This window comes from Planotetraspora thailandica, from assembly GCF_016863335.1.
Taxonomy (GTDB): domain Bacteria; phylum Actinomycetota; class Actinomycetes; order Streptosporangiales; family Streptosporangiaceae; genus Planotetraspora; species Planotetraspora thailandica.
Genome location: NZ_BOOR01000005.1, coordinates 133,202 through 147,636 on the forward strand (window position 1 = coordinate 133,202; position 14,435 = coordinate 147,636).

12 protein-coding genes are annotated in these 14,435 nt (G+C 68.8%); 3 read left to right on the top strand and 9 right to left on the bottom strand.

Annotation, left to right across the window (positions count from 1 at the left end):
• Window positions 1–8: 8 nt before the first annotated feature.
• From Pth03_RS03435 to Pth03_RS03465, 7 genes are all read right to left on the bottom strand, one after another.
• Window positions 9–1,484 (bottom strand): serine/threonine-protein kinase, encoded by a 1,476-nt coding sequence (locus Pth03_RS03435; RefSeq protein ID WP_203942612.1) that lies wholly within the window; start codon window positions 1,482–1,484, stop codon window positions 9–11.
• Window positions 1,485–1,538: 54 nt separating this feature from the next.
• On the bottom strand, window positions 1,539–1,931 hold the full coding sequence (locus Pth03_RS03440; protein ID WP_203942613.1) for an RrF2 family transcriptional regulator: 393 nt from the start codon (window positions 1,929–1,931) through the stop codon (window positions 1,539–1,541).
• A gap of 13 nt (window positions 1,932–1,944) precedes the next feature.
• Window positions 1,945–2,910, bottom strand: coding sequence for a sulfate/molybdate ABC transporter ATP-binding protein (locus Pth03_RS03445; protein WP_203942614.1), 966 nt, complete (start codon window positions 2,908–2,910; stop codon window positions 1,945–1,947).
• Between the two features lie 2 nt (window positions 2,911–2,912).
• Window positions 2,913–3,695: a sulfate ABC transporter permease subunit gene (locus Pth03_RS03450; RefSeq protein WP_203942615.1), complete on the bottom strand. Its 783-nt coding sequence runs from the start codon at window positions 3,693–3,695 to the stop codon at window positions 2,913–2,915.
• Entirely contained in the window at window positions 3,688–4,548 is an 861-nt protein-coding gene (gene cysT, locus Pth03_RS03455; protein WP_203942616.1) for a sulfate ABC transporter permease subunit CysT, read from the bottom strand. The genes Pth03_RS03450 and cysT overlap by 8 nt, the downstream gene beginning before the upstream one ends.
• Window positions 4,549–4,555: 7 nt before the next feature.
• Window positions 4,556–5,566, bottom strand: a complete 1,011-nt coding sequence (locus tag Pth03_RS03460; RefSeq protein WP_203942617.1) for a sulfate ABC transporter substrate-binding protein — start codon at window positions 5,564–5,566, stop codon at window positions 4,556–4,558.
• Between the two features lie 133 nt (window positions 5,567–5,699).
• Window positions 5,700–7,037 carry an LCP family protein gene (locus Pth03_RS03465; protein WP_203942618.1) on the bottom strand — a complete coding sequence of 446 codons (1,338 nt, stop codon included), beginning with the start codon at window positions 7,035–7,037 and terminating at the stop codon, window positions 5,700–5,702.
• A gap of 217 nt (window positions 7,038–7,254) precedes the next feature.
• Here Pth03_RS03465 and Pth03_RS03470 point away from each other — a divergent pair, with 217 nt between their 5' ends.
• On the top strand, window positions 7,255–8,199 hold the full coding sequence (locus tag Pth03_RS03470; RefSeq protein ID WP_203942619.1) for a hypothetical protein: 945 nt from the start codon (window positions 7,255–7,257) through the stop codon (window positions 8,197–8,199).
• 1,256 nt (window positions 8,200–9,455) lie between these two features.
• Here the strand turns inward: Pth03_RS03470 and Pth03_RS03475 are convergent.
• Complete coding sequence (locus Pth03_RS03475) at window positions 9,456–10,862, bottom strand: LCP family protein (RefSeq protein WP_203942620.1); 1,407 nt, start codon at window positions 10,860–10,862, stop codon at window positions 9,456–9,458.
• A gap of 547 nt (window positions 10,863–11,409) precedes the next feature.
• On the opposite strand from Pth03_RS03475, the gene manA reads away from it, so the two are divergent.
• Together manA and Pth03_RS03485 are read left to right on the top strand one after the other, a co-directional pair.
• Window positions 11,410–12,507, top strand: coding sequence for a mannose-6-phosphate isomerase, class I (manA, locus tag Pth03_RS03480; protein WP_203942621.1), 1,098 nt, complete (start codon window positions 11,410–11,412; stop codon window positions 12,505–12,507).
• 240 nt (window positions 12,508–12,747) lie between these two features.
• Window positions 12,748–13,749 carry a polysaccharide deacetylase family protein gene (locus Pth03_RS03485; RefSeq protein ID WP_239118727.1) on the top strand — a complete coding sequence of 334 codons (1,002 nt, stop codon included), beginning with the start codon at window positions 12,748–12,750 and terminating at the stop codon, window positions 13,747–13,749.
• Window positions 13,750–13,755: 6 nt separating this feature from the next.
• Here Pth03_RS03485 and Pth03_RS03490 read toward each other — a convergent pair whose 3' ends face one another.
• A complete protein-coding gene (locus tag Pth03_RS03490) occupies window positions 13,756–14,418 on the bottom strand; it encodes a hypothetical protein (RefSeq protein ID WP_203942623.1) in 663 nt (220 codons plus the stop codon).
• Window positions 14,419–14,435: the final 17 nt, after the last annotated feature.

Below are 14,435 nucleotides of genomic sequence, written 5' to 3' on the forward strand. Positions count from 1 at the left end.
CTCGCGCGTCAGGCCGGCGGCTTGAAAAGTGAGAACGCCTTTCGCTGGGTGGCCCGCAGGCGTTCCCAGTCGGCCGCCGTGGTGGTCCAGGTCAGCACGCTCGTGGTCGTGTCCGTGGAGATGACCCGGCGGAACTGGTGGTAGGCCACGCCCTTGGCCAGATGGGCGTTGTCCGAGGCCTTGCGCTGGGTCCAGGTGAACTCCCAGTCGGCGGCCGGGCCGTACTTGGTGGACGACGACTTGAGCCGCACCTTGGTGTAGCCGGTCACCGTCGGACGCAACATCGCCTCGGCCTCGCGGAGCGCTCCAAGCGGGTCGGTGCCGCTCTGCTCGGTCACCTCGACCGTCAGCTGCCCCCGGCCCTTGGGGTCGAACCACCACATCGCGAAGTCGGCGGGCACGCGGTTCCAGTCCTTGGGCACGCCGGCCTTCCAGCCGGCATCGGACTTGTACCACGTCAGCTTCAGGGTTTTGGCGGGCGTCTGGCTCTTCGACGGCGTCGCGGACGGCTTCGGGCTGACCTTGGCCGCCATGGCCGTCGGCACCCCGGTCTCGCCCGGCGCCGGCCCTGGCCGCAGGACCGCCCAGCCGCCGACCGCTCCGGCGACGAGCACCGCCGCCACCCCGGCGATCACCTTGGTACGGCTCCCGCCACGCGGGCGGGCGGAGGCGGGCGGGGGCGTTTCCAGTTCGGCGAGTGCCTGGTCGGCCGCCTCGGCGCTGAGCCGTTTGCGTGGCTCCTTGGCGAGCAGGCCGCGCACGACGTCGCCGATCGGGCCGGGGACGTCGCCGGGCACGCCCGCGGGCGGCTTCCCCGTGACCGCCATGTGCAGGGTCGCGCCCAGCGACCACAGGTCGGACGCGACCGTGGCGGGGCCGTCGCCGGGGCGTTCCATTCGCTCGGGGGCGAGGAAGGCGGCCGTGCCGCGGCTGATCGGGCCGCCGTGCGCGGGTGTCCGCCCGCCGCCGGCGTGGCCGAACGCCGGGTCGGCGGCCAGGGAGGCGATGCCGAAGTCGGCGAGCACCACGCGCCCGTCGTGGCCGATCAGCACATTGGCCGGCCGCACGTCGCCGTGCCGTACGCCTGAGGCGTGGGCGTAGGTCAGGGCCGACAGGACGTTGCGCGCGATCGTCGCGGCACGTCCCGGGGGAAGGGGCCCCTCGCCGGCGACGATGCCGTCCAGCGAGCGGGAGCGGACCAGCTCCATGATCAGATAAAGCTCGCCGTCTTCTTCGGCGACGTCGTGCACGGCGGCGATGTGGGGGTGGCGCAGCCGCTCGGCGTGGCGCGCCTCGCGGGCGATCCGCTGGATGATCTCCACCCGGCGGGTCTCGCGCAGGTCAGAGGGGAGCAGCACCTGCCTGACCGCGACGGGCCGGTCGAGCAGGGTGTCGTGACCCTCCCAGACGATGCCCGTGGCGCCCTGGCCGAGGGCGCGCACCAGCCGGTATCGCTTGACGATCAGCTGCCCCGCGGCACCCATTTCGCCTGCCCCTATACATAGGCAAATTTCACTGCAAGCGGGAGTCTTCCATAACTAAAGGGGCGGAAGTGAACCACTGGCAATATGCGCAAGGGTGATCTCGGTGAGGGTGGCCTGCTCGTACTCGCGTAAGGCGACCCACACGTCGGCGAGGGGCTCGGCGACCCCGGGGAAACGTTCGCTCTCCTGGGAGACTCCCTCGACCACCACGATGATGTCGGCCAGCGTGATCTCCGAGGCGGGCCTGGCCAGCCAGTAGCCGCCGTCCGGCCCGCGCTGGCTGTTGATCAGGCCGGCACGGCGCAGCTGGAGAAGGATGTTGTCGAGGAACCTGCGAGGGATGTCCTGGGCAGCCGCGATCCTCTCGGCGGGCACGGGTCCCGCCGGTGCCGCCGCCAGTTCGGCGGCGGCACGCAGGGCGTACTGCGTCCTGGCCGAAAGCCGCATGTGCGATTGGCCGCTAGACGGCGGCCAGGGCCAGGGAACGGGCGCCCGGGTTGGGCCTGACGCTGACGGTGTCGCCGGGCTTGAGGCCGAGCTGATCGGCGAAGGACCGCGTGACCTGGACCCACGCGTCCTTTCCGTCGATCCGCAGCTCGACCCGCACCTCGAAGCCGAGCCGTACGATCCGGGAGACCGTGGCGGCGGTGCCGCCCTCCTGCGGATCGGCGCTGATCTCGATGTCGTGGGGGCGCACCAGGTTGCCGCCGATCTCGGTGACCGGGCCGAGGAAGCGCATGACGAACGGGTTCGCCGGGTTGTCGTAGACCTCGGCGGGACTGCCCACCTGCTCCACGCGCCCGCCGGCCAGCACGACGATGGTGTCGGCGACCTCGATCGCCTCCTCCTGGTCGTGCGTGACGAACACCGTGGTCACGTGGACCTCGTCATGCAGGCGGCGCAGCCACGTGCGCAGCTCCTTGCGCACCTGCGCGTCGAGAGCGCCGAACGGCTCGTCGAGCAGGAGCACCTCCGGCTCCACGGCCAGCGCCCGCGCCAGAGCCATGCGCTGGCGCTGCCCGCCGGACAGCTGCGCGGGATAGCGGTCGGCCATCTGCTCCAGGTGCACGAGCTCCAGCAGCTCCATGACGCGCTTGCGGATGTCGGCCTTGGGCCGCTTGCGGATCTCCAGTCCGAAGGCGACGTTCCTGAAGACCGTCAGGTGCTTGAACGCGGCGTAGTGCTGGAACACGAACCCCACGTTGCGCCGCTGCGGCGACAGGCGTGTGGCGTCCACGCCGGAGATGTGCACCGTGCCGGTGTCGGGCTGCTCCAGCCCCGCGATGACGCGCAGCAGCGTCGACTTGCCGCCGCCACTGGGGCCGAGCAGGGCCGTGAGCGAACCCGACTCGACGTCGATCGAGACGTCACGCAGGACGGGCGTCGTCCCGAAGGACTTGTTCACGTCGCGAACTTCGATGGCCATGGTCAACCCTTCGGGCGCAGAAGCTTGGTCAGGAGCAGGGTGATCACCGCGATCAGGGCGAGAGCCGTCGCGGCGGCGAAGGCCGCCGGCTGGTCGAAGTTCTGGAACCGCTCCTCGACGAACAGGGTGAGCGTCTGGGTCTGGTCGACCAGCCGCCCGGACACGACGGCGACCGCGCCGTACTCGCCGAGCGAGCGGGCCAGGCACAACACGATGCCGTAGGCGAGGGCCCACCGGATGCCCGGGAGGGTGATCCGGAGGAACGCCTGCAGGCGGCTCGCCCCGAGCGTGTGCGCCGCCTGCTCCTGCTCGTCGCCGAGCTCCTCCAGCACGGGCACCACGGCGCGCACCACCAGGGGCAGCGCCACGAACACCGTGGCGAGCACCATGCCGGGGGTGGAGAAGATGATCTGGATGCCCCAGCTTTCCAGCAGGCCGCCGACCGGGGCGAACTTGCCGTAGACGAGGATCAGCGCCAGGCCGACGACGACCGGCGAGACCGCCATCGGCAGGTCGATCAGCGCGTTCAGCAGCCGCTTGCCGGGAAAGCTGTGCCGTACGAGGAGGACGGCGGTGCCGATGCCGAAGACGGTGTTGGCGGCCACCGCCCAGAGCGCGACGGTGAGCGTGACCTGGAAGGCGTGCACGGCCGACGGCGAGCTGAGCGCGTCCACGACCGGCTGCAGGCCGTCGCCGAAGGTCCGCCAGATGATCAGGCCGACCGGCAGGACCAGCAGGAAGAACAGATAGGCGATGGCGATCGTGCGGAGTCCGTACTTAGCCACGGCGGCTCCCCCAGCGTTGCAGGAAGTCGAGGGAGACCAGCGCCACCAGCGCGACGACGAGCAACACGGTGGAGATCGCCGCCGCTCCCGTGGTGTTGTCACCCTCGATCTGGCTGAAGATGTTGACGGCCGCGACCTGGGTCTTGAACGGCAGGTTGCCGGAGATCAGCACGGTCGAGCCGAATTCGGCGATCGACCGGGTGAACGCCAGCGCCGTGCCGGAGAGCATCGCGGGAACGAGGTTGGGCAGGATGACGCGCCGGAAGGTCTGGAACGGGCTTGCCCCGAGGGAGGCCGCGGCCTGCTCCATCTCCTTGTCGAGCTCCAGCAGCACCGGCTGCACCGTACGGACGACGAACGGAAGCGTGACGAACAGCAGCGCCAGCACGACGCCGGCCCTGCTGTAGGCGAGGTTGATCCCGAGCGGGCTCTCCGGGCCGTACAACGCGAGCAGCACGAGGCCGGCCACGATGGTCGGCAACGCGAACGGCAGGTCGATCAGCGTGTCGACCACGGCCTTGCCGGGAAACCGGTCGCGGACCAGCACCCACGCGATGATCGTGCCCATGACCAGGTTGAACACCGCCACGAGCGCCGAGGCGCCGATCGTCAGCGTGAGCGCGGCCCACGCGTCGGGGGTGGTGACCGCCCGCCAGAAGTACCCGGGGCCCTCGTCGAGCGAGCGCCAGGCCACGACGGCCAGCGGGATCAGCACGATCAGGCTCAGGTAGAGGACCGAGGAGCCCAGGCCGAGCGCGGTGCCGCCCGGTACGGAGAAGCGCGAACGCGCCCGCGCCCCTCCACCCGGAGGTCCGGGCGGAGGGGCGGGGCGTACTGCGACGTCGGTCGTCACGTCCGGGTCACTTCTCCGTCGCCACTCCGAGCTTGCGCTCGATGTCGGCGACGAGGCCGGTCTTGGCGTCGAAGAAGTCCTTGGTGACCTTCGGCCAGCCGCCCAGGTCGTTGATGGTGAACAGTTGCGGCGGCGTCGGGAAGTTGAAGCCGGTGATGCCGTCGAGGACGGGCCGGTAGCCGTTCTTCGCGAAGATCGTCTGCGCGTCCTTGGAGTAGAGGAACTTCAGGAAGTCGGCCGCCTCCTTGGGGTGGGCCGAGTTCTTGGTCACCGCGACCGGGTTCTCGATCAGGATGGTCGAGTCGGGCACGGTGTAGTCGATCGGCTGGTTGTTCTGCTGCGCGAAGATCGCCTCGTTCTCGTAGGTGATGATCGCGTCGCCCTTGCCGCCGACGAAGGTCTGCAGCGACTTGCGGCCGCTGTCGTCCTGGACGGGCACGTTCGCGAGGAGCTTGCCGACGTAGTCGAGCCCGGCCGCCTGGTCGGCTCCCTTGTTCGACTTGGCGCCGTACCCCGCGAGCAGGTTCCAGCGGGCGCCGCCCGAGGTGAACGGGTTGGGCGTGATGACCTCGACGCCGGGCTTGATCAGGTCGTCCCACGTCTTGATGTTCTTCGGGTTGCCCTTGCGGGTTCCGATGACGGCGATCGACTTGGTCAGGAATCCGTGGGTGGCGTTGCTGTTCCAGTCGCTCGCGACCAGGCCCGCGTCGACGAGCCGGGTGATGTCGGTCTCGAGGGAGAACTCCACGATGTCGGCCTTGAGCCCGGACGCGACGGCGCGACTCTGGTCGCCGGATGCGCCGTACGACTGGGTGAAGGTGATGTTCTTGCCCTCGGGCGTCTGCTGGTAGGCCTTGATGATGTCTTCGAACGCCGCTTGCGGTGTGGAGTAGGCGACGAGCGCCAGTTGGACTTTGCCGTCCCCCCCGGCAGAGCTGTTCCCTCCCCCGCAGGCGGTGACCAGGGCTGTGGTCGCCACGGCAGCGGCCGCTATCCCCCCGAGCCTGCGTACTCTCATTGCCCGTCTCCTCTATTCCTACTTAATAAGTCGGCTTCGTCGTATTAAAGAGGGCAAGGTAGATTCCCGTCAAGTGTGGTGGGTTTTTTGGATCGGGTCGTTCTCGACCGTGATCGGCCGTACGTAGCGGCGCTCAGCAGACGGCGTCGAGCACCTGCGGAGTCTCCGCAGATGAAGGCGCAGGGGAGGACGAAGCGGGCGAAGACGGCGAGGAGTGCCGGGACAACGCCGACGAGACCCGCCGCTTGATCAGCCACCAGTCGGGGTGGGCGGTGTCGATCAGGGGCGGCACGAACGGCAGGCTGCGGATCTCGCCGGCCCGCACCTTCTGCGACAAATCGACGATCGCGGGCAGCAGGCGCTGGGGGATGTCGGTCCTGACGTACTGTTTGGCCGCCGCGGCGATGCTCTCGAACCCCCGCATCACCGTCATGGCGTCCGCCTGCTTGGCGACCGCGTTGATCAGGCACTTCTGCCGGGCCATCCGCACGTAGTCGTCGCTGCCGGTGCGCGAGCGGCCGAACCACAGGGCCTGCTCGCCGTCGAGCGTGCGCGTGCCCGCCTGCAAGACCCCGCCCTCCAGCCCGTACGGAATGTCCTGCCTGATGGTGACCCGTACTCCGCCGATGGCGTCGATGACCTCGCGGAAGCCGTGCATGTCCACCATGGCGTAATAGGGCACCGGGATCCCGAGGATCTCGCTCACCGTGCCCTTGAGCACGGCGATGCCGCGATCGTGCGCGCTCGCGCCCGGGGCGATCGCGGGATGGTCGCTCGCCCATTGGTAGATCTCGTTGAGCAGCCCGGGCGTCGCTGTGTCCGTGGCATGGAACCCCCAGGGGAACATGTCGCGCGCGGGGCCGGGCGGGAGCGGTGCGTGCTGCAGGTTGCGCGGCAGGCCGAACAGAACCGTCCGCCCGGTGCGCACGTCGACGCTGGCCACCGTGAGGCTGTCGGTCCGCGCCCCCGGCCGGTTCTTCGCCGCGTCGGCGCCGACGAGCAAGATGTTGACGTTCCGGCCGTCCCAGGGGCCGTCGGCGTCCGAGGCGAACAGCGAGGTCAGCAGGTCGCGGGACACGAAGGCCATCCTGCTCACGGCGGCGAGGGGCACGATCAGCACCGCGCACGCCAGGGTGATCACGGCGGCGGTGACCTGGCGTCCGCGCGCGGTGAGGTCGGCGGGCCGGGCGAGGAAGTAGGACCGCACGATGACGGCCGTCCAGATCGCCGCGATGAGCAGTGCGGCGACGATCACCCGCAGCAGCCACTCGGGTTGCACGAGCATGCGCGCGAGGAGCGGCCTGAGCGCGGTGAGGAACGTCATGATCGTGCCGAGCAGCATGATGTAGGAGGTCGCCAGCACCAGGCCCATGCGGGTGCGGCCCGCGATCAGGTGGGCGAGCCCCCACAGGACCGCCGAGCCGAGGGTGAGCGACAACACCCGGAGAACGGCCGCACGCTCTGCCCGCATTCCGAACTCCGTGACTCTCCCCGAACCGCCTGACAGCCCCGATGTGCCCGCCCACCCGGTCGCGTAGAGGGGTCATGGCGAGATCTTGGGGCGCGCTCGCCCGAACCACAACGATCTCGGGTTGTGATTACAGTGATTGTTGTGAAATTTCCGGACAACTGGTGTCGGATGATGCTAAGAAGTTGCGCGAGCACGACTGGCTAAAGGAAGGACCGTCATGGTCGACCCGGTCCCTGACGACTCCATCGAGCAGACCGGATCGTTCGTCCGGCCGTACGTCTCGCACGGCTCCCCGGCGGATGGCGAACGGTTCTGGTCGGAAGATCTCGGCGACGCGGCGGCCCGCCGTTCCGACGCCGATGGAGACGATCTGCTGTCCAGCGAATGGAGACGCAAGGCCGATATGGAACGTCTGTCCGGGGAGGGCGCCGACGACGCCGACCACCCGGACGCGGAGGCCGAAGGCTGGGACGCCGACGACGACTGGGACGAACGCCGCGAGCACCGGGAGCGCCGCGACGGCTGGGAGGGCCACCAGGACGCCTCCGACTCCTGGGACGACGGCGACGACGACCGCTGGGACGACCGGCACGGTTCCCGTGGCGACCAGGAGCGTCACCCCCGCGAGGAGGGCGTGACCGAGCCCGGGGGATTCCTCGGCTCCGGCTGGCGGGGCGGCGACGGCTCCGGTGGCGGGCCGGGCGGCGGATACGACGAGCCGGACCGCCGGCGCAAGGGTGTGCTGCTGCGCGCGGGTGCGATCGCGGCCGTCGTCGTCGGCGCCGTCTGGGCGCTGACCGCGTGGGTCGGGCAGCCGGCGGAGTCCGCGTGCCCGTCGGGCTCCGGTTGTGCGGCCAAGCCCGTGTCGTCCCCCGCGGTGACCGAGGCGCCGCCCGCCGATTCCGGCGAGACCGCCGCTCCGGACCCCGGTGAGGTGCTGATTCCCGTGTCGGCGCATTCGCCCCGGCCCAGCCTCCGTCCGTCGCGGCCTCCGGCGGACAAGGCGACGCCCACCCCCGGCTCGGGAGGCGGCGCGGTCAAGACGCCGGAACCCCCGAGGAACACATCCGCGCCCACCACGAAGCCCACGCCGCCGGCTCCTTCTCCGTCGCCGAGCCCGACCTCGGATGACGGCGGCGGCCTGCTCGGCTGGCTATTCTGACGGGACCCCCCGGCGCCGTTCCGGCCGCCGTTTCGGGGGACCCATGTACGTGATCATGCACACTCGGTGGTGGGTGTGCATGATCACATAGGAATCGGGCCTGGTCGTCGCTGCCGGCACCGAACTTCTGCATGGTATCGACAGGGGTTTTCCGCCTAGTGTCCTCTGCTTCGGAGTGATCCGGAGGAGTGTTGTTCTCCCTGGTCAGCATCGGTTTCTGGGTTCGGAGTGATGGAGAGCCATGGGGCCCCTTTGGGTCCCCTCCGTGGGGATTGTGTGTGGAGTGAGGATTCAAGAAGCCAAGGCTCTCCACGGCTCCCAACAGGGCAGGAGATCGGGAACCGATCGCCCCCTGATCGCTCAGGCGATCGATGATGCTCACTTGGCTGATCGGGTGATCAGGCCCAGTGCTCGCGAGGTATGCCACACTGCCCCTGCCAGCGCGGGCAAATGCTGAATGGGAGTTCAGGCAAGCGCCTAGTGCGTTCGTTCCCCGGTGGGGTGAGCCGGTTCGAGTCCGGTAGCCCGCGATGGTTCTTAGCGGTGGATGCTTGGATGCTCGCCTAGGCGATCACTCGGACGGTTCAGCCGTCCCACGATTGGCACTCTCACGACCTGCCCGCCATGCACAAGCAAGTGCTACGCCGAGGGCTAGCACGGTGCTGATCGCATGCAGAGTGCGACTCCCATGCACAGGTTCAGTTATTTGAAGGTAGGCGGCCACTTGGCTGAGGATCGCCACGGCTGCCCAGAGCCAAGCTTTAGAGCTCTTCATTGATCATTCTCGTTCTCATCGTCGCGATCACTCGGGGGGCGATCCATGATCGACTACGAACGTCCCCATGCTCGATCCGCCCAGCCTTGGCGGTCTTGATGGGGGTGTCGCCCTTAGCGCTCTCAGTAGCGCTGACGTTGTCCAGGAGCGCCCGAATGGCAGCGACGCCGGTGAGCGTCTTGGCAGGCTCGGGAGCCATGTCCGGCTCGGTGTCGTGGAAGGACACCACCTCGCCGATCTCGGAACTCTCCAGGAGTGCCGCCAGGGATGCACTGAACCGCCGACGTTCGGCCTAGCCTCACCCCACGGTCCCCAACCGTGGGGATTATTCGGGGGATGTGACTCCCCCGAGAGGCATCGCAGCAGGTCAGGCACTAGGTGGATTACTTCTTTAGATACCCGCATGATCACGATCGGTGTACGGCCTGGTCGTCGCTGCCGGCACCGAACTTCTGCATGATCACGAGGTGGGTGTGCATGATCACGCGGGGGTGCAGGTGTCCTGGGTGGCGTCGAAACCGTTCACGTCGTCCAGCGACTTCGGCGTCTTGAGGCCCTTCCAGTCCGATCCGATGACGAGCACGAGCGCCTTGGTGTCGGTGTCGGTGACCGCGCGGGTGGTGCCCTTCTTCAGCTCGCGGAACAGGCGGGGCGCCCGCGACTCCCCGTTGGGGCCGTACTTGAGGGTCGTCTTCTTGGCCGGCGCCTTCGCGGTCGTGACCTTGGAGACCTTGTAGCCGCGGGCCTTGAGTTCGTCGGCCACCGTGGTGCCGACACCGGACACGCCCGTGCCGTTCTGGACGACGATCTGGACCTGCCCCTTCGGGATCTTCTGCTCGCCGCTCTTGACGTCCTTGGAGATCTGGTCGGCCGCGACCATCTTGAACAGGTTCTTGGCCTGCGGCTCGACCCAGACGACGCGGTTCGGGTCGGCGGCCGAATACTGCCAGGGAGTGGTCACGAACTTGATCTGCCCGGCGGTGATGCCCTTCGCGCTCATCGCGAGGTCCTTCATCACGCCGATGCTGAGATCGGGGTCGGTGGTGATCGACTTGGTCGCGGCGTCGAGGAAGCCGAACAGCGCCTGCGGGTCGGTCAGCGTCTGGCCGCTCATCGCCTTCTTGGCCATCGCCGACAGGAACATCTGCTGGCGCTGGATACGCCCGATGTCGGAGCCGTCGCCGACGTTGTAGCGGGCCCTGACGTAACCGAGCGCCTCCTCGCCCTTCAGAAGGTGCTTTCCGGCGGACAGGTGCAGCAGCGCCCTCCTGTCGTCGATCGGCTCGGCCAGGCAGACGGGCACCCCGCCCACCGCGTCGACCATCGCCTTGAACCCGGTGAAGTCGACCTTCACGTAATGGTCGATGCGAATGCCGGTCAGTTGCTCGATCGTCTTCCAGGTGCAGGCGATGCCACCGGAGTTGAACGACTCATTGATCATGCCCACGTGTGCGCTCTGGCCGGTCACGCCCTTCTTGGCGGGGCAGGAGGGCAACTTCACGAGGGAGTCGCGAGGGAAGCTGATCAGAGTCGCGCCGTCCCGGTTCGGCGAGATGTGCGCGAGGATGATCGTGTCGGTTCGCTCTCCGACGAACTTGCCGTATTTCGCATTGGCGCCGTTGCGCTGGTCGGAGCCGACGATCAGGATGTTGAGCGCCTCGCTGATCTTCGGGGGGCGTGGGCCGAGCTCCTTCTGGGTCACAGCCTCATGCCGCACGTTGCCACTGAGCTTGTTGTATCCCACGACGACGAAGGTGCCCACGCCCACGAGCACCCCGAGCACCGCCGCAAGCGCCGACCATAACCAGGCCCGCCATTTCGGCACGATGCGGGGTGCCGCCTGCGGCTCCTCCAAGGGTGGGGCAGGGCGGACGTCGACGTGACCCACTCTTCATGACTCCTGAGGTTCGGACCTGGGCCTTGGGCCTAGATCGAGAGCCAGCGCGGCAAACCGGGCCAAGTGTAGCGATCTATCCTGTAAACCAATTTTTACGGCCCGGTCGACATGCTGTGAGCGGTGATCGGTCCCCGCTTCCGTCTGTGTAGACGTGAGCATCGTGCGAAAAGTTCTAAGAACGGGCGAAATCTGTAGATCCTGGGCCGGCGCGGCGCTGGAACGGGTCGGTGATCGATGAGACGTAAGAACGGGCGGTCACGCCCCGGCGTGAGGTGCGGTGGTTCGTCATCGGCTTTCCCCTCCTATGGACGTCCGTCGGAGGGGAGGGCGTCGAGTGTGGCCGATGACGTTAGCCGCGCGTCTTCAAGCCCCTCAGTGGATTTCCGCGTTTTTGGCGGTGAGGCGGGTGAAGCCGGATGAACCGCCGGCGTGCGTGGCCGTGAATCGTTCACCCGACGTCCGTGGGAGCACCTCGCCATGCGTTTCCGGGGGTTGTTAGGCTCAGACGCTCATCGGCCATCGCCTAATGAGGACGTACGTGGACCAGCTCATCAACCCGATCAAGGACTACGCCTGGGGCTCCCGGACGGCCATCGCCACCCTGATGGGCAGAGAGGCGTCGGGACCCGAGGCCGAGATGTGGCTCGGCGCGCATCCGTCCGGGCCCTCCCGGCTGGTCAGAGACAGCGCCGAGCTCACCCTCGACCAGGCGATCGCGGCCGATCCCGAGGGGACGCTGGGCGCCGGCACGGTGGCCCGGTTCGGGCCGCGCCTGCCGTACCTGATGAAGCTGATCGCGGTCGACGCGCCGCTGTCGTTGCAGGTGCACCCGACGAGCGAGCAGGCGGCTGAGGCGTTCGCACGCGGCGACGCCAACTACTCCGACTCCTGGCACAAGCCCGAGATGATCTGCGCGCTCACGCCGTTCTCCGGGCTGGCCGGATTCCGCCCGGCGGAGCAGGCGGCGATGCTGGTCGAGCGGCTGCAGATCGAGGCGCTGCAGACCGTCGTGTCACGGCTGGCCGCCGACGACGTGCTCGGCGCGCTGCGTGTGCTGCTGGAGTGGCCGGGCTCCAAGCGCGAGCTGGTGGAGTCGATCGTGTGGGCCGCCGCGTCGATTCACCTGGCCGACTACGAGCTGGTCTGCCGCCTCGCCCGGCAATATCCGGAGGACCCCGCGGTGCTGGCGCCGCTGCTGATGCACCGCCACGAGCTGGCCCCCGGGGAGGCGCTCTACCTCGGCGCGGGCGTGCTCCACTGCTACCTCGACGGTTTCGGTGTGGAGATCATGGCGGGCTCGGACAACGTGCTGCGGGCCGGCCTGACGACCAAGCACATCGACGTCGACGAGTTGCTGCGTATCACCGTGCCCGGCGCGCAGCCGCTCGCGATCGCTCAGGACGGCGACGCCTACGTGCCCCCGGCTCCCGAGTTCCTGCTGCGCCGGATCACGCCCGCCGGCGGCCACGTGCTGGGCGGCGCGGTGCCGCGCATCGTCGTCTGCGTCGAGGGCGGCGTGAACGTGGGTTCCGAGGTGAAATTGCACCCCGGGGAGTCGGTGTTCGTCCCCGCGTCGGACGGGCCGGTGGAGCTGTCCGGCGACGGCGTCGCGTTCAGCGCCGAGCCCCAAATCTAGAAGAGGGCCGACAGGCCGTACCCTGCCGCGGCCGCCCGCGCCCCCGGAGGCCTGATGGTCTCTCCCTTGAGGTAAGAGCCACGGAGATTCACGCTGGGTGATGTTTGTCCTACTCTCTGTGAATTCCGCTGGTGACCCGGGTAGTACCTGACTCATCGTCATCCGGTGCCCGTTGGAAGGGGAGCCATGGGACGCTTGAGGGTTGCCGGTCTCGGGGTGGCGTCGTTGAGCGTCATCGCAATGTCAGTCGCGTGCGGATCCGGGAAGAGCGAGGCGGACAAGGCCGCGCAGGCCCGGGCCAAGGCGAGCAACATGGCCGCCGCCGCCTCCGAGCGCAAAGCCGAGACGCAGATCGCCGCGAGGGTCAAGGCCAACGAGCTGGGCCAGATCCCGGTGATCATGTACCACCGGATCATTGAGAAGCCGCCCCCGGGCGACGACCGCACGCCCGCGCAGTTCCGCGCGGAGTTGGAGCGGCTCGCCAAGGAGAACTACGTTCCCATCACCGCCGCCGAATATGTCACCGGCAAGATCGGCATTCCTGCCGGGAAGCACCCCGTGGTGCTGACCTTCGACGACTCCTCGCCGTCGCAGCTCACCCTGGACGGCATGGGCAACCCGAAGCCCGACACGGCCGTCGGCATCCTGATGGACGTGGCGAAGAAGAACCCCGGCTTCCGTCCCGTGGCGACCTTCTACGTGATCCGCGACCTTTTCGGCATGGCCAAGCCGGAGGAGCAGATCCAGGTCCTCGGATGGCTGAAGGACCACGGGTTCGACATCGGCAACCACACCCGCGATCACCTCAACCTCCTCGGCAAGGACGAGAAGGAGGTCGAGGACCAGATCGCGGCCGGCCAGAGCCTGATCACCACGCTGATCAAGACGCCGCCCGTCACGCTGGCCCTGCCGTACGGCAACCAGCCGCGCAACAAGAAGTGGGCGATGCAGGGCTCGGCGGGGAACGTGAAATACGACTACCGCGGCGTCTTCCTGGCGGGCTACACGCCGGCGCCGTCGCCGTACACGAAGGACTTCGACCCGGTGGGCATCCCGCGCATCCGGTCCAAGGAGAAGGTCGGCGACTGCGTGAAGTTCTGCTCGGCCGCGTGGCTGGACTGGCTGAACGCCAACCCCAACGACCGTTACACCTCGGACGGCAACGCCAACACCGTGGCCTTCCCGAAGTTCAAGGCGCCCTTCGTGGCCGCCCCCTTCGCCAACCGAGCCCTGCCGTACTGACGGTGGTCAGCTCGACGCGCCGGCCTGGCGGCGGCCCTCCTCGAGGAAGGCCGCCAGGCCGGCCGCCACGTCCGGACCCGCGCCGCCCAGCTCGGTGAGCGTGCGGGCCGCGCCGAACGACACGTTCCAGAAGGCGCCCTCGTGGGGCCGCCACGGCCCCACATACGCGTACGGCTCGCCGATAGCCGCGTCTCCCGGCGAGACGCCGTAGTTGACCTCGTCGAGGGTGAGGGCGAGGTCGAAGTGCTCGGGCCACAGCACCGGGTCCTGACCGGGGGCGAGCCGCCGCAGCGCGGCGTCGCCCGCCGCGAGCCAGTCCGTCAGGTGGGCCGCCGCCTCAGGATCGACCTCCACCGCGTCGGCCGCGTCGGCGCCTGAGCTGTCGTGGTAGAGCCCCTCGGGCCGGCCGCCGTCGACGCCCGCGGCGTCCGCCAGCGCCGCGTAGGTGACCTCGTGCAGCGGAAGCCGGGCTCCCGCCGCCGTGATCAGCGCGTCCGCGTCCACGCGCAGCTCGGGGGCCGCGACGGTGGCGAAGCCGCCGGGGACGATGCGGAGCCTGATGGTGCCGCTCGTGCGATATTGCGGGCCGGCCATGACCAGCTCGGCGACGCCGTGGAGCGCCCGCCTCGTCGCCGGGAGGCGTTCGGACAGGTCTGGCAGATCCGACACCGTCTTCTCCTCTCAGG